This is a genomic window from Streptomyces sp. NPDC051211, assembly GCF_040689505.1.
Taxonomy (GTDB): domain Bacteria; phylum Actinomycetota; class Actinomycetes; order Streptomycetales; family Streptomycetaceae; genus Streptomyces.
This window is the reverse complement of the sequence record NZ_JBFBAV010000009.1, coordinates 95,485-113,241: the sequence shown is the minus strand read 5'-3', so window position 1 is coordinate 113,241 and position 17,757 is coordinate 95,485. Positions and strand designations below refer to the sequence as shown.

The 17,757-nt window shown below is 69.9% G+C and carries 15 protein-coding genes; 6 read left to right on the top strand and 9 right to left on the bottom strand.

The genetic code is table 11. The features are described 5' to 3' along the window. Positions 1–43: 43 nt before the first annotated feature. Positions 44–1,198 (bottom strand): VOC family protein, encoded by a 1,155-nt coding sequence (locus AB0447_RS12175; protein ID WP_366476500.1) that lies wholly within the window; start codon positions 1,196–1,198, stop codon positions 44–46. 134 nt (positions 1,199–1,332) lie between these two features. Between AB0447_RS12175 and AB0447_RS12170 the strand changes: the two genes are divergently transcribed. After that, a complete protein-coding gene (locus AB0447_RS12170) occupies positions 1,333–1,968 on the top strand; it encodes a TetR/AcrR family transcriptional regulator (RefSeq protein ID WP_366476498.1) in 636 nt (211 codons plus the stop codon). A 345-nt stretch (positions 1,969–2,313) separates the two neighbouring features. On the opposite strand, the gene AB0447_RS12165 is transcribed toward AB0447_RS12170, so the two are convergent. Continuing rightward, positions 2,314–3,948 (bottom strand): aromatic amino acid ammonia-lyase, encoded by a 1,635-nt coding sequence (locus tag AB0447_RS12165; RefSeq protein WP_366476497.1) that lies wholly within the window; start codon positions 3,946–3,948, stop codon positions 2,314–2,316. 736 nt (positions 3,949–4,684) lie between these two features. Then, positions 4,685–5,632: an AraC family transcriptional regulator gene (locus AB0447_RS12160; protein ID WP_366476496.1), complete on the bottom strand. Its 948-nt coding sequence runs from the start codon at positions 5,630–5,632 to the stop codon at positions 4,685–4,687. 96 nt (positions 5,633–5,728) lie between these two features. Here AB0447_RS12160 and AB0447_RS12155 point away from each other — a divergent pair, with 96 nt between their 5' ends. After that, a complete protein-coding gene (locus AB0447_RS12155; RefSeq protein WP_366476495.1) occupies positions 5,729–6,451 on the top strand; it encodes an SDR family oxidoreductase in 723 nt (240 codons plus the stop codon). Between the two features lie 265 nt (positions 6,452–6,716). On the opposite strand, the gene AB0447_RS12150 is transcribed toward AB0447_RS12155, so the two are convergent. Further along, a complete protein-coding gene (locus tag AB0447_RS12150) occupies positions 6,717–7,247 on the bottom strand; it encodes an SMI1/KNR4 family protein (protein ID WP_366476494.1) in 531 nt (176 codons plus the stop codon). Between the two features lie 326 nt (positions 7,248–7,573). Then, positions 7,574–8,737, bottom strand: a complete 1,164-nt coding sequence (locus AB0447_RS12145) for a magnesium and cobalt transport protein CorA (protein ID WP_366476493.1) — start codon at positions 8,735–8,737, stop codon at positions 7,574–7,576. Positions 8,738–8,874: 137 nt separating this feature from the next. Here AB0447_RS12145 and AB0447_RS12140 point away from each other — a divergent pair, with 137 nt between their 5' ends. Both AB0447_RS12140 and AB0447_RS12135 read left to right on the top strand, forming a co-directional pair. Beyond that, complete coding sequence (locus tag AB0447_RS12140) at positions 8,875–10,125, top strand: winged helix DNA-binding domain-containing protein (RefSeq protein WP_366476492.1); 1,251 nt, start codon at positions 8,875–8,877, stop codon at positions 10,123–10,125. Positions 10,126–10,254: 129 nt separating this feature from the next. Continuing rightward, complete coding sequence (locus AB0447_RS12135; protein ID WP_366476491.1) at positions 10,255–11,796, top strand: AMP-binding protein; 1,542 nt, start codon at positions 10,255–10,257, stop codon at positions 11,794–11,796. Positions 11,797–11,942: 146 nt separating this feature from the next. Here the strand turns inward: AB0447_RS12135 and AB0447_RS12130 are convergent, their stop codons facing one another. Continuing rightward, entirely contained in the window at positions 11,943–12,434 is a 492-nt protein-coding gene (locus AB0447_RS12130; protein WP_366476490.1) for a glutathione peroxidase, read from the bottom strand. 70 nt (positions 12,435–12,504) lie between these two features. Continuing rightward, complete coding sequence (locus AB0447_RS12125) at positions 12,505–13,233, bottom strand: hypothetical protein (RefSeq protein ID WP_366476489.1); 729 nt, start codon at positions 13,231–13,233, stop codon at positions 12,505–12,507. A 276-nt stretch (positions 13,234–13,509) separates the two neighbouring features. Between AB0447_RS12125 and gcl the strand changes: the two genes are divergently transcribed. Further along, positions 13,510–15,288 (top strand): glyoxylate carboligase, encoded by a 1,779-nt coding sequence (gene gcl / locus AB0447_RS12120; protein WP_366476586.1) that lies wholly within the window; start codon positions 13,510–13,512, stop codon positions 15,286–15,288. Positions 15,289–15,414: 126 nt separating this feature from the next. On the opposite strand, the gene AB0447_RS12115 is transcribed toward gcl, so the two are convergent. Then, entirely contained in the window at positions 15,415–15,996 is a 582-nt protein-coding gene (locus tag AB0447_RS12115) for a helix-turn-helix domain-containing protein (protein ID WP_366476488.1), read from the bottom strand. 78 nt (positions 15,997–16,074) lie between these two features. Continuing rightward, positions 16,075–16,782 carry an NAD(P)H-binding protein gene (locus AB0447_RS12110; RefSeq protein ID WP_366476487.1) on the bottom strand — a complete coding sequence of 236 codons (708 nt, stop codon included), beginning with the start codon at positions 16,780–16,782 and terminating at the stop codon, positions 16,075–16,077. A 99-nt stretch (positions 16,783–16,881) separates the two neighbouring features. Between AB0447_RS12110 and AB0447_RS12105 the strand changes: the two genes are divergently transcribed. After that, positions 16,882–17,589 carry a TetR/AcrR family transcriptional regulator gene (locus AB0447_RS12105; protein WP_366476486.1) on the top strand — a complete coding sequence of 236 codons (708 nt, stop codon included), beginning with the start codon at positions 16,882–16,884 and terminating at the stop codon, positions 17,587–17,589. Positions 17,590–17,757: the final 168 nt, after the last annotated feature.

Below are 17,757 nucleotides of genomic sequence, written 5' to 3'. Positions count from 1 at the left end.
TCATTGCCTTCATCGGGGTTTTGGGGGCGGAGGGCGGGGGGCGTCAGGAGTTCGCGGCCTTGAGCAGGCCCAGCAGGCGGGCCTGGTCCATCTCGTTGTCGCCGCGCAGGGCCTGGATGACGTCGCGGACCCTTTGCGGGGAGGGGCCGGTGCCGAGGAAGTCGCGGGTGGCCGGCGGCCCCCACTGGGCGAGGCCGCTCGTGGACATGGGCGCCCAGCCGGGTCGGAGGTCGCAGGAGAAGAGATCGCCGTCGGCGAAGTGCTCCAGCATGAAGTGGTCGGGGTCGCGCCAGTAGTCGAAGAGCTGGCTGCCCTGGACATGCCGTCCGATGCCCCAACTGCGCTTGTAGCCGCGCTCCGCCAGGTACTCGCCGCCGGCGGCGATCGAGTCCAGGTCGGCGACCTGGTAGGCGGAGTGGACGTAACCGTTGCCCGGCCCCAGGTGCATGGCCAGCGTGTGATGGTCGACCGCCACACTGCCCTGGTCGCAGCGGATGAACGCCATCGTCGGACCGCGGTCGCGCTGCCCGTCCAGGAACAGGAAGTCGGACACGATCATTCCGAGCGTGTCGAGGTACCAGTCCAGGGCGCGGGCGAACACCCTCGTCTCCAGCACCACGTGCCCCAGGCGCTGGATCCTCGACGGTTCGCGCGGCGGGCGCTGGGTGGCATTCGTACGACGGTGATCGGTACCGAAGTTGAGGAGCAGCGGCTGCTGCTCGGGCAGTGCCGGCAGCTCCTCACCGCAGTGCACCACGCGCACGGGCAAGCCGGACGGGTCCAGCAGGGTCACGACCTCGCCGCCGCCCGGGACGTCCGCGTCCCGCATGTCCGTCCCCGTCACCCGCGCGAGCCGGTCCAGGTCGGACCGCTCGGCGGCACGGAACGCCGGACCGATGAAGCGGGAGCTGTGACCACGCCGGATCACCACGCAGGGCGAGCCCGCGAAGGTACCGCGCAGCCACAGCTCCCGCTCGGTACGGGCGGCGATCCCGAACCCGAAGTCACGGGCGAAGACCTCCGCCCGGTCCAAGTCCGGCTTCTCGAACTCCAGCCAGGCCAGGTCGGCCGCCTTGATCACCGGATTGCGGGACCGCCCGGCATGCTCACCCCGCAGAGGGCCCCGTTCGCTGTGGAGGTCCTGGTGGGCCGTCCTGGCGTCCGTGACGCCGACTGCGTTGACGCGAGTTCCGGACATGGTGTCCTCCCAGCAGCAGTGCTCATTGAGGAAATCATCAACTCTGAGGAATCGCTCGTCAAGCCTCCGCGTGGAGGCAAGTGATGGATTCATCAAAACTGTGGTGTTGAGCACCTCATTGCTAGACTCCCCGTATGCCGACGTCAGCCCCGCCCCACAACCGCTTCGAACGGCGCCGCGCCGAGACCCGCCAGGCCCTCGTCCGTGCCGCCCGGCAGATTCTGGCCGAGACCGGGGACACCAGCGCGAGCATCCAGACGATCGCGGAGCGCGCGGACGTGGGCTTCGGCTCCTTCTACAACCACTTCGAGTCGAAGACGGAGCTGTTCGACGCCGCGGTGCGGGACGCCCTCGAAGAATTCGGCCGGACCTTCGACGAGCACCTGGGGGGCATCGAGGACCCGGCTGAACTCGTCGCGGCGGGCTTCCGCCTCAGTGCGCGCCTGGCTGACTCCCGACCCGAACTGATGAAGGTCCTGCGCCACCGAGGACTCGGCCACGTCCACTCCGACTCGGGTCTTGCCCCGCGCGCCCGGCGTGACATCGAGGTCGGCGTCGCCTCCGGTCGCTTCACCGTCACCGACCCGACCGTGGCGCTGACCGCCCTGGGCGGCTCCTTGCTGGCGCTGGTGGAGCTGCGGTTCGCCCGCCCGGAACTCGACGGCGACGAGGCGGCGTCGAACCTGGCCGAGATGCTGCTGCGCATGCTGGGCATCCCCCCGGCGGACGCGCGCGAAGTCGCCCGGCGCCCCCTGCCCGCCCTCGGCTGAGGCACCCGATCCGTCAACGGGCGGCACGGCAGCACCCCGTGCGCCCGCTTCGAGAGCTGCTGGCTCCAGCCAGTCGCGCTTCTTGAAGGGTCGCAGTCGAGTTCCCGGCAGTAGGCGAGCATCTGGGCGGCGAAGGGTTCGTTGCCGACGCGGACGTCGTGCCCGATGACGACGGACTTGGCGAAGGCGCGGGAGTGGCTGAAGTCCTGGACCGACGTGTCCGGGGTCCGTGACCGCGGTGCTGGTCCGCCCCCGCCCGGATGTGGTGGCGGAGGTCAGTGCTGACCGGGAAGTGGACCGGGGCGGGGTTTGTTCAAGAGAACGGGCCCGCCGGAGTGCTGTGTCTCAGCTTCCGTTGGGCCGCAGTCGGCCGTGTCTGACCAGGTCCACGGCCTCTTCGACGTCGGGGGTCATCCAACGGTCCTGGCCCAGGGCCGGGATGTGGTCTCGGAACCGCTGGTGGAGTTCGGCGGTCCGCTTCGCCGGCGTCAACTCGCCCATTTTGGGCTTGGCCAGGTCGACGCCCTGGGCTGCCAGCAGGAATTGGACGGCCAGGACGGTCTCGGCCCGGTCGAGATTGTCGTCCAGGTTGCGGACCGAGGCCATGGCCATGGTGTTGTGGTCCTCCTGGCCGAGCTTCTCCGGCCGCGACAGCACCCCGGCCGGCATCGCCCGCGCCTGCATCTCCGGGATCAAAGCCGCACCGACCGTCTGGACCTGCACCATGCCCGAGTTCAGCCCTACCGGCTCGGCGGCCAGGTTGTCGGGCAGCCCGTAGCTCCACTTCGAGGAGATCAACCGTCCCGACAACTCGTGGCTGAGCACCGCCACATCCGTGATCTGCGCGTTCAGAGTGTCCAGCGCATGACCGATCTGCGCCCCGTCCCAGTTCCCACCCATCACAAACTCATACGATGAACCGGCCTTGAACAGCAGCGGGTTGGACGTCGAGGCATTCGCCTCCCGGCCGATGATCGTCCTGGCCTCTTCCAAAGTCTGGCGGACCGTGCCGACGATGTGCGGGGCGGCGCGCACCGAAACCGCGTCCTGCACGCGAGGTGACTTTTCCCCAAAGCGCCGGCGTCCCTTCTCCGTCATCCACTCGCTGTCCTCGGTCAGCTCCCGAAGGAAGGCTGCTTCGTCTTCTTCGGCCGGCACACCGCGCTCGGCATGCGTACGCGCGTCCAGCGAACTGGCCTCAGCTCGGGTTGCCTCGAGGAACAGACCGAACGCACCGTCGAACTGGTCCAGGAACCTCTCCGCCCGGACCACCGAAGCCGCGTAGCGTGCTGTCAGCACTCCGCTCCCACTGATCAGCGGCAACGCCTCACCCGCCTCCAGGGCGAACGTGCTTGGCAGGCCTGCCTGCTCCAGCACCTGCCCGGCCGGGCGCGCGGGACCCCCGCGCAGCCGGGCCATCGCGCCATCCCCGGTCAGGACCATCCCGGCGGCCGCCATGGGCTGCAGATCACCGGTTCCCAGCGACCCGACCGAGGGCATCACCGGGGTCACCCCGGCGTTCACCAGGGCCAGCATCCGCCGCACCATCTCCGGCCGCACGCCCATGTGACCGCGAGCCATGGCGTTCGCCCGCAACACCAAAGCCAACCGGGCTACCCCGGCCGAAACTTCCTCACCCACCCCTGCCGCGTGCGAGCGCAGAATCCTGCGCTGGAAATCCCGCTGCTGCGCCGTTGTCAGCGGATGGTCTTTCAGCGGGCCCAGGGCCTGATTCCACCCATACACGCGCTGCCCGCTCTTCAGCGCGGCCAGCGCCCCGGCACGCGCCTGGTCCATCCTCGTGGCAGCCGACGAAGCGAGCCGCAGGGGCCCAGCCGAACCCGCCAGCACCGCGTTCATCTGGCCCAGCGTCAGGTGCCCGCCATCGAGAACAACACCGGCTCCCTTGACGGGTGCGGTGATCCCGGCCGGCGCCTGGGCCCGGGCGGGCACCGGCCCGGCCGAACCCGTCAGCACCACGGCCGTAGCAGTGACAACAGAGCCGCACAACACCCCCCACCGCCACCTGGAGCGCTTGCCTGCTGCCGGTACCCCAGCGGGTCCGGACTGCTCAGCGACGACATCGGGTCTGCGGCCGCGGCCAAGGAGAAAGAAGGTCACAGCCCTACCCTCGGCACAACACCCGTGCCTCTCCAGAAAGTCCTACCGGCAAACAGGCGCCGGGTCGCATAGCCCGCTGGGCAGGTTCGCAGCCGTGACGGCGACAGTCGCGGGCGTGACATGAGACCGGCACGGCGGCTGGATGAATAGATCCCCCACGAACTTGTCTGCCCAGCCACTGACCGGCGTCGGACAGCAAATTCGCTACCCCGCGGGGCTGGGTACAAACTCCAGTTCGGCGAAGACCTCCTCCTCGTCCCGTCCAGTGGCCAGCATTTCGAAGGACTCCAGGGCCAGCGCGTTCTCGCCCTCCCCACGGCTCATGGCCAGAGGCTACAGCGATGCTCGAACGCGGCAGAGCGGCGTGGTGACGTGAGTGAGCGGCCACGCTTGCCCTGCCGTGGGGACCGCGTCGAATCGGCGAGTTCGGCGGTGATCACTCGCGTCCGATCGAGGGTTTGTCCACCAAGCTCCGCACTGAATCCGCCCGCGCCACCGCCCTCCTGCGCGCCCTGCTCGTCCTGACCAACGTCGAAGTCAACCGCTGACGACACGCTGACGAACGATCAAGAACCCAGACTCCCGCCCAAGAAAATCAAACCGGCACCGACAGTGAAGCCGACGCCGTCCGCCGCTCCCGCCGATATGCCCCAGGCGGGGCGCCGAAGTGCCGCTTGAATGCCTTCGCGAACGCGAATTCCGAGGTGTAGCCGGTGTTCTCGGCCACGGCGCTCAGCGAGGCGACCGTCTCGCGCAGCATCCGCGCCGCGATGGCCATCCGCCACGTCGTCAGGTAGCTGAGCGGCGGCTCGCCGACCACCGTGGTGAACCGCCGGGCGAACGCGGCGCGCGACAGCCCGGCCCGGCTCCCCAGCGATTCGACGGTCCACGGATGCGCCGGGTCGTCATGGATCGCTTTCAGCGCCGGGGCGATCAACGGGTCGTTCAGTGCCGAGGCCCAGCCCTGCGTCTGCTCCCTGGGCAACTGGGCGTACCAGGACCGCAGAATATAGAGAAGCAGCAGATCGACGAGCGTCGTGACCACTGAGTCCGAACCCGGCTGAGGCTGGTGGATCTCGGCGCAGAGCTGGTCGACCGCCGAGCGCAGCGCCGGATGGCGACCGGGGCTGGCCGGGAGGTGGATGACCTCCGGGAGGTCGCCGAGCAGCGGATGCGGCCGGTCGATGTCGAGGTGGTAGGCCCCGCATACCAGCACGCTGCGAGCGCCGTCGCCCTCGACGGTGAAACACCCGATCGGCGAGGAGGTGTCGACGCGGTCGGGTTCGAAGGCGACCAGCTCGCTGGTGACCGCGTCACAGATCGCGTGATCGGTGCCGCGCCGCAGGAACACGACGTCGCCGGGGCCCAGGGCGATCGGATCGCCGCCGACCGGCAGGAGAAAGCAGTGTCCTTCGACGACGACGTGAAATCCGGCTCCCGCGATGGGCTGGAAGCGCACACCCCACGGCGCCTGCGCGTCGGTACGGACAACAGACGGACGCCCGGTGCGCAGGGCCGCGAGCGTATCGCTGAGTATGTCCACGCACTCACCATAGCGTGCTGAGATCGAGACGATCAGACAAAGAATCGAGACTTCAGGCCATTCGTTGTCTCGGTTGTGACACGTAGCGTCCTCGCCATGAACAACACAGCAGACACCCAGCGTGTCGTCGTCATAGGCGGTACCTCCGGCATCGGATTCGCCGTTGCGCAGGCCGCCGCGACTCAGGGCTCGAACGTGGTCGTCGCCTCCAGCAGCCAGGGCCGGGTCGACCTGGCGGTGAAGAAGCTCGGTGGCCCGGCCGAAGGCATCTTGCTGGACGTCGCCGACGAGGCCGCGCTCGCCGCCTTCTTCGACCGGATCGGCGAGCTCGACCACCTCGTCTACACGGCGGGCGAGTCCCTGCTGCTGAAGCCGCTGGCCGACCTCACCGCCGAGGAGTCCCGAGCGTTCTTCGAGCGCCGCTTCTGGGGTGCCCTGCTCGCCGCGAAGTACGCGACGCCGAAGCTCCGTCCCGGCGGCTCGATCACCTTCACCTCCGGCGCCTTCGCCACCCGGCCCGCCCCCGGAGCCTCGCTCGGCGCAAGCATCACAGCAGCCGTCGAGGGTCTGACACGAGCCCTAGCCCTGGAACTCGCCCCACTGCGGGTCAACGCGGTCCGCCTCGGCGCGATTCGCACCGAGCTTTGGGACAGCACCGTGCCCGAGCCGGAGGCCTTCCTCCAAGCGCAAGGCAGCGGCCTTCCCGTGCAGCGCGTCGGCAGCCCCGAGGAGGCTGCGGCGGCTTACCTCTACCTCCTGAGCAACGGCTACGCGTCCGGCACGGTGCTCACCCTCGACGGCGGAGCCGCACTGGCCTGACATCGGCTGCTGTCGGACCGACAAGCCCGGTCCGACAGCCTCGGGCGCCACCCCCGGCATGTTCTGCCGGAGAATAGGAGCCACACGGACAGGGACAGACCGGAATCCGCAAAGACCCCCTGCCAAACGATCTACACGCCAGACTGCCGCCCACCATCAGCACGAGTACGCCAGCAGCCCGTCACGCCAGCCCCGCTGACCAGCACGTTCGAAGATGGCGAAGCTTCAGTGATTCCGGCCGGTCGTGCAGGTGACGACGCTGGGTTCAGCGGCAGAGCTGCATGATGGTGTCGTCGAAGTCGGGGAACTCCTGGGCCGCCAGCTCGATCACGGCTGCCGCCGACCGGCGCTGGTTCGGTGCGAACCCTTCGGCAATGGATGCCAACTCCGGATTGGGGTGCGCCTTCCAGTCCGGCTCGTACGAGGTGGCGGCTTCCCAGGGGCCGAAGCCGTCGGCCAGGAGCCACAGGAAGTCGCCCAGGTCGCGGGCGACGACACCGGTCTCTCCCTCGGACCCGAGGAAGACGACGGGCTGCTCGGCCAGCAGCCGGCCGGGGCGGATGAGCCAGAATGCCGCGTACCCGCCCGTGCCGTCCTGTCCGAACACGCGGAAGTCATTGCCGTCCAGTTCACTGTTCCCGGTCCATGCCTGGAACCAGTCAGTGGTCTCGGCAGCGGACAGGAAGGCCGGGAAGGGTTCGAAGTCGACCCCGGTCTTCCCGTCGGCATAGTCGAATCGAACGGCCATCGCAGTGGCGAGCGCGGCGGGGAACTGGCGGCCATCGGTGGGCTTCACGGAGACAGGCTAGACAGGAGGTCGGACATCGACGCTCTACGGGCCGGGTTGTTGGACGACTCCGGTTTGTAGACGTCAGGGGAGACAGAACAGACCTGGCCGCGACAACGGGTGGCACAGCAGATGCTGTGCCACCCGCTTTCGTTATCCTCCGCAACCGCGTGCGGTCGAAGGTGGTGGGCGGTGCAGGAGGGGCAGTCCCAAGGTGCGGGGGAGTACCCGGCACGGGCGGGCTGCGGATTCTCCCCAGATTCTCCCCAGGGGCCCTGCGGGCCACTTTTAGTCGTTCGCGAGAGCTAAGTTGATCAACGGTTCCGATGTACGGTCTAGAGCCAGTCGCGCTTCTTGAAGATGACGTACAGGCTGACGCAGACCACCGCCATCAGCAGGATCGCGAAGGGGTAGCCGGCCGCCCACTTCAGTTCCGGCATGGTCTCGAAGTTCATGCCGTAGATGGTTCCCACCAATGTGGGTGCAAAGAGGATGGCGGCCCAGGAGGAGATCTTCTTGATCTCTTCGTTCTGTTCGAAGCCGGCTTCTGCCAGGGCGCGCATTTCTGCGTTCTGTTGTTGGGAGACCAGGGTGGCGTTGACCGTGAGGATGTCGGTCAGAGCCTGGCGGAAGCCGTCCACGCGTTCGCTGGTGTGGGTGACGTGGTCCGCCACGTCGCGCAGGTAGCGCTGGAGTTCCTCGTCCGTGCCGTACTTGGCGAAGCCGGCCATCAGGCCGTGGAGCATGCCCACCAGGGGGCGGGTGGCGCGTTGGAACTCGACCATTTCGCGGGAGAGTTCGTAGATGCGGCGGGAGACCTCCGGGTCGCCGCGGAACACCTCGGTCTCGATTTCGTCCATGTCGTTCTGGACGCCCGCCACGACCGGTGCGTAGCCGTCGACCACCGCGTCGAGGATGGCGTAGAGGACCGCCTCCGGGCCGAGGGAGAGGAGTTCGGGGGAATCCTCCATGCGGCGACGGACCGCGGAGAGGTCCGGGGCCGCGCCGTGGCGGACCGTGATCAGGAAGTCCGGGCCGACGAAGACGTGGAGTTCGCCGAAGTCGACCTCCTCCGGGGCGTCCAGGTAGCGGGCCGCGCGCAGGACCACGAAGAGGGTGTCGCCGTAGCGTTCCAGCTTGGGGCGCTGGTGGGCTTCCAGGGCGTCTTCGATGGACAGCGGGTGGAGGTTGAACTCGGCGGCGAGGGAGTGGAGTTCGGGCTCAGTGGGGCGGTGCAGGCCGATCCAGGCCATGCCGTCGGGCTCCTCGCGCAGCTGCCGGAAGGTTTCCGCGAGGGTGGTGGGGGAGGCGACCCGGCGGCCGTCCCGGTAGACGGCGGAGTCGATCACGCTGCGGTGGTTCGCGGGCGCGGGTTCGGCGGGGGTCGTCGTCGGGTCGGTGGGGGGCGAGGCCGGGGGAGTGGTCGGCGGGGTGGCCGGGCGGCGCCAGCCGGCCCGCTTGGCGGCGGGCGAAGGGCGGTGGTCGCGGCGGTCCGGCATCGCGGGCAGCTCCCCAGGGGTGTGGGTGGACGGCGGAGATGTGGATGTGGCCTTGTGGGGCAAGCAGCAGGATATCGGCTGAATCGGAAGGGAGGATGAGGACAGAAGTCGTCCGCAATGCGGGTTAGCGTGCTGGTATGGCTTCCAGGACGAACCCCGTACTCGGTCCCCGCGCGCTGAACCGTGCCACGCTCGCCCGCCAGCTGCTCCTCACCCGCACCGAGATGTCCGCCCGTGACGCGGTCGCGCACCTCCTCGGGCTCCAGGCGCAGAACGTGAAACCCCCGTACTACCAGCTGCACGCCCGCCTCGCCGGCTTCCGGCCCGAGGAGCTGTCCGGGCTGATGGAGTCCCGCGAGGTGGTGCGCATGGTCACCATGCGGTCCACCATCCACACCCACACCGCCGAGGATGCGCTGACCCTGCGGCCGCTGGTCCAGCCCGCCCGGGACCGCGAGGTCGGCTATTTCCGCAAGGGTCTGGTGGGAGTGGACCTGGAGCGGCTCACCGTGCTGGCGCGCGAGCTGGTCGAGGCCGCGCCCCGCACCATGGGGGAGATCCGCGACGCGCTGCTGAAGGAGTGGCCCGACGCCGATCCGCTCGCGCTCTCCGTCGCCGCCCGCTGCCGGCTTCCGCTGGTCCAGGTCACCCCCCGCGGACTGTGGGGGCGCAGCGGCCAGGTCCGGCTGGCGCACCTGGAGCAGTGGGTGGGTGAGACCGCCCGGGAGGCCGTACCGGGGTCCGCGGGTGGGCGCGTACGGGAGACCGCCGCCCGGGAGGCCGGACCGGAGTCCGTGGGTGAGTCCGTACGGGAAGCCGCGCCGGAGACCGCCCTGGCGCCCGTACGGGAGGCCGCCCGGGCGGGGTCCATCGAGGAGGCCGTGCGGCGGTATCTGGGCGCCTTCGGGCCCGCCTCCGTCAAGGACATGCAGACCTGGGCCGGGCTCACCCGACTGCGTGAAGTCTTCGAGCGGCTGCGCCCCGAACTGGTCACCTTCCGGGACGAGGCGGGGGTCGAGCTGTTCGACCTGCCCGACGCGCCGCGTCCCGATGCCGACACCTCGGCCCCGCCCCGCTTCCTGCCCGAGTTCGACAACCTGCTGCTCTCCCACGCCGACCGCACCCGCGTGGTCCCGGCCGACCTCAAGGGCCGTACCTGGAAAGGGAATCAGGCCTACTGCACGCTGCTCGTCGACGGCTTCCTCGCCGGAGTGTGGCGGCTGGACGAGGACCGCGACCGGGCCGAGCTCACCGTCGAGCTCTTCGGGGCGGAGCGGGGGCCCGGGAGGCGGCTGCGCGAGGAGATCGCCGCGGAGGGGGAGAGGCTGCTCGCCGGGATGACGGGAGCCGCCCGGACTTCGGTGCGGTTCGGGTCAATCAGCGGCTGACGTGCCACTGGTGGCCCGGACCGGGCGCGCGGCACGATCGGGTTCGAGTGGAGTCGAGTCGAGTTGAGTGGAGTCGATTCGATTCGATTCGACTCGGGTGCAGTGGTCGTCCCGATACAGGAGAGTGCCATGCGGATTCCCATGACCGTCGCCGATTTCCTCGACCGGGCGGAGCTGGGCTTCTCCTCCGCCACCGGCGTCGTCGACGAGCCCGATCAGCCCGGACCTCCGGTGCCCGTGTCGACGTACGGGCGGCTCGGCGAGCGGGTGCGGGCCTGGCAGGCCGGATTCGATGCGCTCGGCGTCGGCGAGGGCGAGCGGGTGGCGGTGGTCAGCCACAACTCGGCGAGGCTGCTGGAGCTGCTGTTCGCCGTGCCGATGAGCGGCCGGATCTGCGTACCGGTCAACTTCCGGCTCAAGCCCGAGGAAGTCGAGTACGTGGTGCGGCAGAGCGGGGCCTCGGTCCTGCTGGTCGACCCCGAACTGGACGGCGCGCTCGCCGGTGTCACGGCGCGCCACCGGTTCGTCCTCGGTGAGCGGACCGAGGCCGAGCTGATGCGGTTCGGGGTGGAGCCGCGCCCGTGGTCGCGCCCGGACGAGGACGCCACCGCGACGATCAACTACACCTCGGGCACCACCGCCCGGCCCAAGGGCGTGCAGCTCACCCACCGCAACATCTGGGTCAACGGGCTCACCTTCGGGCTGCACACCCGGGTGTGGGAGCGCGACGTCTACCTGCACACGCTGCCGATGTTCCACTGCAACGGCTGGGGGATGCCGTACGTGATGGCCGGACTCGGCGTCAAGCAGGTGGTGCTGCGCAAGGTCGACGGCGCCGAGATCCTGCGCCGGGTCGACGAACACGGGGTCACGCTCATGTGCGGCGCGCCCGCCGTGTGGAGTGCGGTGCTCGACGCGGCCGCGACCTGGGAGGGCGGGATTCCGGGCCGTGACCGTGTACGGATCGTCTGTGCGGGAGCGCCGCCGCCGAGCAAGCTGATCCAGCGCGTGGGCGAGGAGCTGGGCTGGGAGTTCACCCAGATCTACGGGCTGACCGAGACCTCCCCGCTGCTCACCTTCAACCGGTCCCGGCCCGCCGACGCGGACCTGCCCGCCGAGGAGAGGGCGCGCCGGCTGTCCCGCGCCGGACTGCCCGCGCTGGGGGTCAAGCTGAAGGTCTCCGGCTCGGGGGAGGTCCTGGCCCGGTCGAACGTCGTGCTCGACGGCTACTGGGAGAAGCCGGAGGAGACCTCGGCGGCGGTGCAGGACGGCTGGTTCCACACCGGCGACGGCGGCACGATCGACGAGGACGACGGCCACCTGACGATCTCCGACCGGAAGAAGGACGTGATCATCACCGGCGGCGAGAACGTGTCCTCGATCGAGGTCGAGGACACGATCTTCAGTCACCCGGCGGTCGCCGAGGTCGCCGTCATCGGCGTGCCGCACGAGAAGTGGGGCGAGACGGTCAAGGCCCTGGTGGTCCTCGCCGAGGGAGCCGCCGCGCAGGAATCCGACATCATCGCCCACTGCAAGGAGCGGATGGCCGGCTACAAGGCGCCGACCTCCGTCGAGTTCCGCGATGCCATCCCGCGCACGGCCACGGGCAAGATCCAGAAGTTCAAGCTCCGGCGGCCCTACTGGGCCGGCCTGGACCGGGAGATCAACTGATCGGCGGTCCCGGAGGACACTGGAGGGGGTTCGAGGGCGCCCGAGGCGCCGAGGCCACGCGAGGCCACGCGAGGCCACGCGAGGCCACGCGAGGGCCCCCGTAGCGCGGCCGGCCGCTCGGGCGGCGGCCGCGCCGCGGCCGCCCGTCAGGCGGGCAGGTGCGCCTCGATCGCGGCGATCACCTCGGGGGATTCCGGCTCGGTGCGCGGACGGAACCGGGCCACCACCTCGCCGTCCGGCGAGATCAGGAACTTTTCGAAGTTCCAGCGGACGTCGCCGGCCTCGCCCTCCGCGTCGGGGGTCTTCACCAGCTCCCGATAGAGCGGGTGCCGGTGCTCGCCGTTGACCTCGGACTTCTCCAGCAGCGGGAAGGTCACCCCGAAGCCGGCCGCGCAGAAGGTCTGGATGTCCTCGGCCGTGCCCGGCTCCTGCCCGCCGAACTGGTCGCACGGTACGCCGATCACCGTGAAGCCTCGCTCGGCGTACTTGAACTGCAGCCGGGCCAGCCCCGAGTACTGGGGGGTGAGGCCGCACTGCGAAGCCGTGTTCACCAGCAGGATCGCCTTCCCCTTGAACGGGGCCAGGCTGGTGGGCTCGTCGTCCAGGGTGGTCAGCGGGATGTCGTAGAGCGTGCTCAAGAGGTCACTCCTCGGCAGGAAGAAGATGGGGCGCCCGGCTGGAATGCGGGCTTCCGAGAGGCTTCCGAGACTAGGCCCCCGTCCCGACCAGCGTGTCCGCCGGGTCGTTGAGCGGCTGCGGCATGCCCGTCAGGTCCATCACGAACAGCGGTATCCCGAGTTCGTCCGCGCGGGACCGGGCGTCCTCGGTGTAGCCGGCCAGGGCGAAGTAGACGCTCTTCGCGGAGGCCGTCAGCCCGTTCAGCCAGACGCATTCCACCGCGCGCAGCCCGGCCGGGGCCGTCGTCGGGTCCACCTGGGCCACCAGGCCGGGAGCCCGCAGGTCCACCGCCGCCGACGGCAGCGGCCGGGTCGCGTCCGGCTGCCGTACGTCCCGGAAGCCGAGCCAGCGCAGGTACAGCGCGGCCGTGGCCACCGCGTCCCGCGCCGTCCGGATGGTCACCGGCCGGAACGCCGGCCGCGGCGCCGGTGCGGCGGGCGGCAGTGGTGCGGGGGCCGGCTGCGCCCCGGCCGGGGCCTCGGCCTCCTGCTCCCGTACCGCGTGGACGGGGACCAGCACCACCGTCCCGCAGGCGCCGCACCCCAGCTCCGGGTGCGGCCACTCGCTTTCCCGCCCGCAGTTCCCGCAGCGCACCAGCACCCAGCTGTCCGTCCAGGTGCGGTGCGTCAGCGGCAGCACGGGCCGGGTGAGGTCCAGCGGCGGTATCACCGGACTTCCGCAGGCGCACGGGAAGACCGGAGGGGTGTAGCCGTTCTCGCGCCGGCACGCCGGGCACCGTACCGGGACCGCTTCCGCCATCTGACCTCGAACCCCCTCTGCACCGTGCCGGCCGGAGCCGCCCCGGCCTGCCGGTTGTCGCTGTGCGTAGGTCCATGCTCCACCACGCGCCACCGTCGGGGCGAGAGTCCCGGCCATTTGTCTAACTCACGGAGCGAAACACGGCTTTTGGTGGCTTCCGGGGTCCCGTACCGCCTTGACGTGCGCGAAGGGCACCCTTTAGCTTGTTCCGTATAGCAGAACAAAACTTCCGGATGACGGAATAAGCCTGACCCGCAGGGAGACACGATGCCTCGTATGACAGCCGCCGCCGCTGCAGTGGAGATCCTCAAGCGCGAGGGTGTCGCACAAGCGTTCGGTGTCCCCGGTGCTGCGATCAACCCCTTCTACCGCGAGCTCAAGAACGTCGGCGGGATCAGCCACACGCTGGCCCGCCACGTCGAGGGCGCCTCGCACATGGCCGAGGGGTACACCCGTGCCAAGGCCGGCAACATCGGTGTCTGCATCGGTACCTCCGGCCCCGCCGGCACCGACATGATCACCGGCCTGTACTCGGCGATCGCGGACTCGATCCCGATCCTCTGCATCACCGGCCAGGCTCCGGTCTCGAAGCTCCACAAGGAGGACTTCCAGGCCGTCGACATCGCCTCGATCGCCAAGCCGGTCACCAAGGCCGCCACCACGGTCCTCGAGGCCGCGCAGGTCCCGGGCGTCTTCCAGCAGGCCTTCCACCTGATGCGCTCCGGCCGTCCCGGCCCGGTCCTCATCGACCTGCCGATCGACGTCCAGCTGACCGAGATCGAGTTCGACCCGGAGACCTACGAGCCGCTGCCGGTCTACCAGCCGAAGGCCACCCGCGCCCAGGCCGAGAAGGCCATCCGGTTCCTGCTGGAGTCCGAGCGCCCGCTGATCGTCGCCGGTGGCGGCATCATCAACGCCGACGCCTCCGACCTGCTGGTCGAGTTCGCCGAACTGACCGGCGTCCCGGTCATCTCCACCCTGATGGGCTGGGGCACCATCCCGGACGACCACGAGCTGGCCGCCGGCATGGTCGGTGTCCAGACCGCGCACCGCTACGGCAACGCGACCTTCCTGGAGTCGGACTTCGTGTTCGGCATCGGCAACCGCTGGGCCAACCGCCACACCGGTTACAACCTCGACGCCTACACCAAGGGCCGCAAGTTCGTCCACGTGGACATCGAGCCCACCCAGCTCGGCAAGATCTTCGCCCCGGACTTCGGCATCGCCTCCGACGCCAAGGCCGCGCTGGAGCTCTTCATCGAGATCGCCAAGGAGCTCAAGGCCGCGGGCAAGCTCCCGGACTTCTCCGCCTGGGCCGCCTCCGCGCAGGACCGCAAGGCCACCCTGCAGCGCCGTACGCACTTCGACAACATCCCCCTGAAGCCGCAGCGCGTCTACGAGGAGATGAACAAGGCGTTCGGCCCGGAGACCCGCTACGTCACCACCATCGGCCTCTCCCAGATCGCGGCCGCGCAGTTCCTGCACGTCTACAAGCCGCGCCACTGGATCAACTGCGGCCAGGCCGGCCCGCTCGGCTGGACCATCCCGGCCGCCATCGGTGCCGCCACCGCGGAGCCGGAGACCCCGATCGTCGCCCTCTCCGGCGACTACGACTTCCAGTTCATGATCGAGGAGCTGGCGGTCGCCGCCCAGCACAAGGTCCCCTACGTCCACGTCCTCGTGAACAACGCCTACCTGGGTCTGATCCGTCAGGCGCAGGGCGGCCTGGGCATCAACTTCGAGGTCAACCTCGAGTTCGAGAACATCAACACCCCGGAGATCGGCGTCTACGGCGTCGACCACGTCAAGGTCGCCGAGGGCCTGGGCGTCAAGGCCATCCGCGTCACCGACCCGGACAAGCTGGGCGAGGCCTTCGAGCAGGCCAAGAAGTGGGCCCAGGAGTACCAGGTCCCGGTCGTCGTCGAGGCCATCCTGGAGCGCGTCACCAACATCGCGATGAGCAAGACGGTCGACATGAGCGACGTCACCGAGTTCGAGGAGCTCGCCACCGAGCCCGGCCACGCGCCGACGGCGATCAAGGCCCTCAAGGTCTGATCGGCCCGGCAGTAGGTCCAGCAGTACGGAACGGCCCCCGTCCCTCCAGCAGGAGGAACGGGGGCCGTTCCCGTTTCCCGTCCCGTTTCCGTTCGACGTTGCGGTTCCGCGTGTCCGTACTGCCGCCTACGCGGGGCGCCGGCCGAGCTCCGCGTCCACCGCGCCCGCCAGGAGGCCCCTGGCCCGCTCCAGGCCCAGCGAGCCGCTCAGCCAGCGCTCGCTGAGCCCCTCCACGAGCGCGGTCAGCCGCTCCGCCGCGTCCAGCGGCTCGACGTGCAGGTCGGCGAGTCCCGCTTTCTGCGCGTCCCGGATCATCTCGGCGGCGTCCTCGGTCCAGCTCCGGGTGGAGTCGGCGAGCGGGCCGCGCAGGTCCGCGTCGAAGATGGCGCTGGCCCGCAGTTCGCCCCAGGCGATGCTGTTCTCGCGTACCCGCTCGATGTCCTGCAGCTCGCCGAGCAGGAGCTCCAGCAGTTCCTCGCGGGCGTCCTCGGCGTCCTCGATCGCTTCGTCGGTGTAGCCGGTGGCCCGGTCGCTGATGAAGCCGAGGGTGCGCCGGATCAGGCCCGCCCGGTCCTTGAAGTGGTAGTAGATCAGCGCGGTGGACACCCCGGCCTCGGCCGCCAGCTCCTCCACCCGGAGCCCCCTCACCCCGTTCCGGGCGATGACGCGTACGGCTGCTTCCAGGATCAACACTTGACGGTCGGCCACGCCGGCTCGCACCCTTCGTCCGATCACCCCTTGACTGACCTTTCAGTCAGGTCACAGGGTAGCGGCCGGCCGTGACCCTCAGTAGCCCACGGTGAACCGCCGCTGGACGAACCGCGGGAGCTCGGCCTCGTCGAGCAGCGCGACCGCCGCGTCCTCGGCCGAGATCCGGCTGCGCCCCTCGGCGTCCACGACCATCCGGTCGGTGTCCGTACGGAACCGCCCGGTGCGTTCCCCCGGGAAGATCTCGCCGGCCGGGCTGAAGTAGGTCCACAGCCGGTTGGACAGCCGCAGGACGTTCAGCGCGTCCCGGTGGCCGCGCACCGCGGCGGCGTACTCCCGGGGCAGCCCCAGCTCGTCGAGGCCCTCGAGCAGCAGCTCCTCGGAGTCGGCGAGGGTGACCCCGGGTGCGGTCTCCAGGCTGCCGGCCCCGCCGATCACGATCAGCCGGGTCCTGGGGTGGCCGGCCAAGGCCTCGATCAGGGTGCGGGCCACCCGGGCGTACACCGTGGGATCGGCGATCGACCGGGCGAGGGTGTCAGCGAGGTCCCGGGCCGCATTGCCCGGCTGGAAGCCGCTGATGAGGACGTCCAGCCCGGGCAGGACGGCGGCGACCCGGTCCGGGTCCAGCACGTCCAGGCTCGTCCAGGTGATGCCCGTTCGCTTCTCTTCGCGGGCGGGTCCGGTGGCGTCGCGGCTGAAGGCGGTGACGCGGTGCCCGCGCTCCAGGGCCTCGCCGACGACCCGGCCGCCGATGGTCCCGGTGGCTCCGATGACTCCGATGTGCATGAGGATCCCCCTGTGTTGCTGTTCTGTATGCCGTGTAAAAACTATACGCCGTGAAGTTTTTGCACGGCAAGCAGGAAAGTGACGCTGTAGATTTGCCGGGTGGGAACCACGACGGGGCGCCGCGCACGACTGCGGGCCGAAACGACTGCCGAGATCAAGAAGGTCGCACTGGGCCTGATGGCCACGGGCGGGCCGGACGCCATCACCCTGCGGGCCATCGCCCGGGAGATGGGGATGACGGCAAACGCCATCTACGGGTACTTCGCCACCCGCGACGATCTGGTCACCGAGCTGATCAACGACGTGTACACCTCGGCGGTGGATGCCGTGGACGCGGCGAAGGCCGAGGCGGCGGACGACCCGGCCGCCCGGATCGAGGCCTGGGCGACCGGATTCCGCACCTGGGCCCTGGACTGCCCCGAGGGCTTCCGGCTGGTGTACGGGGATCCGGTCCCCGGCTACCGGCCGCCCCCGGAAGGTCCCGCTCCGGAGGCTGCCCGGCGCGCCTGTACGGGACTCGCGGCGCTCACCGCCGAGGCCTGGCCGACGGCCCGCACCGGGGAGCCGGAGGCCGGCTTCGACTGGCCCGACTTCGACGAGGCCCTGCTGGCGAAGGTCCGCCCGGCCGTACCGGACCTCACCCCGGCCGGCCTGGCCCTCGCCCTGCGGCTGTGGGGGCGCCTGCACGGCATGGTCGCGCTCGAGGTCTACGGCCATCTGCGCGGCCAGACCCACGACCCCGACAAGCTCTTCCGCGCCGAACTCGCCGCGCTGCTGCACTCGCTGGGCCTGCGCGCCCGAGCCTGACGGCGGACACGACAAAGCGCCGAGTCACGGGACCGTCCGTGACTCGGCGCTCTGGCTTGGTGGGGAGGTATGACCGCCCGACAGGGCGAGGCTGGCGCGACAGGACGTTCGCTCCCGCCGGGCGGGGATTGTGTGTACAGAGGGGCTTCTGTGCGTGGCCCCTATATA

Excerpts from the sequence above, each read along its gene's own strand:
- AB0447_RS12175 (WP_366476500.1), bottom strand. The coding sequence starts at position 1,198 with ATGTCCGGAACTCGCGTCAACGCAGTCGGCGTCACGGACGCCAGGACG.
- AB0447_RS12170 (WP_366476498.1), top strand. The coding sequence starts at position 1,333 with ATGCCGACGTCAGCCCCGCCCCACAACCGCTTCGAACGGCGCCGCGCC.
- AB0447_RS12155 (WP_366476495.1), top strand. The coding sequence starts at position 5,729 with ATGAACAACACAGCAGACACCCAGCGTGTCGTCGTCATAGGCGGTACC.
- AB0447_RS12145 (WP_366476493.1), bottom strand. The coding sequence starts at position 8,737 with ATGCCGGACCGCCGCGACCACCGCCCTTCGCCCGCCGCCAAGCGGGCC.
- AB0447_RS12140 (WP_366476492.1), top strand. The coding sequence starts at position 8,875 with ATGGCTTCCAGGACGAACCCCGTACTCGGTCCCCGCGCGCTGAACCGT.
- AB0447_RS12135 (WP_366476491.1), top strand. The coding sequence starts at position 10,255 with ATGCGGATTCCCATGACCGTCGCCGATTTCCTCGACCGGGCGGAGCTG.
- AB0447_RS12125 (WP_366476489.1), bottom strand. The coding sequence starts at position 13,233 with ATGGCGGAAGCGGTCCCGGTACGGTGCCCGGCGTGCCGGCGCGAGAAC.
- gcl (WP_366476586.1), top strand. The coding sequence starts at position 13,510 with ATGACAGCCGCCGCCGCTGCAGTGGAGATCCTCAAGCGCGAGGGTGTC.
- AB0447_RS12110 (WP_366476487.1), bottom strand. The coding sequence starts at position 16,782 with ATGCACATCGGAGTCATCGGAGCCACCGGGACCATCGGCGGCCGGGTC.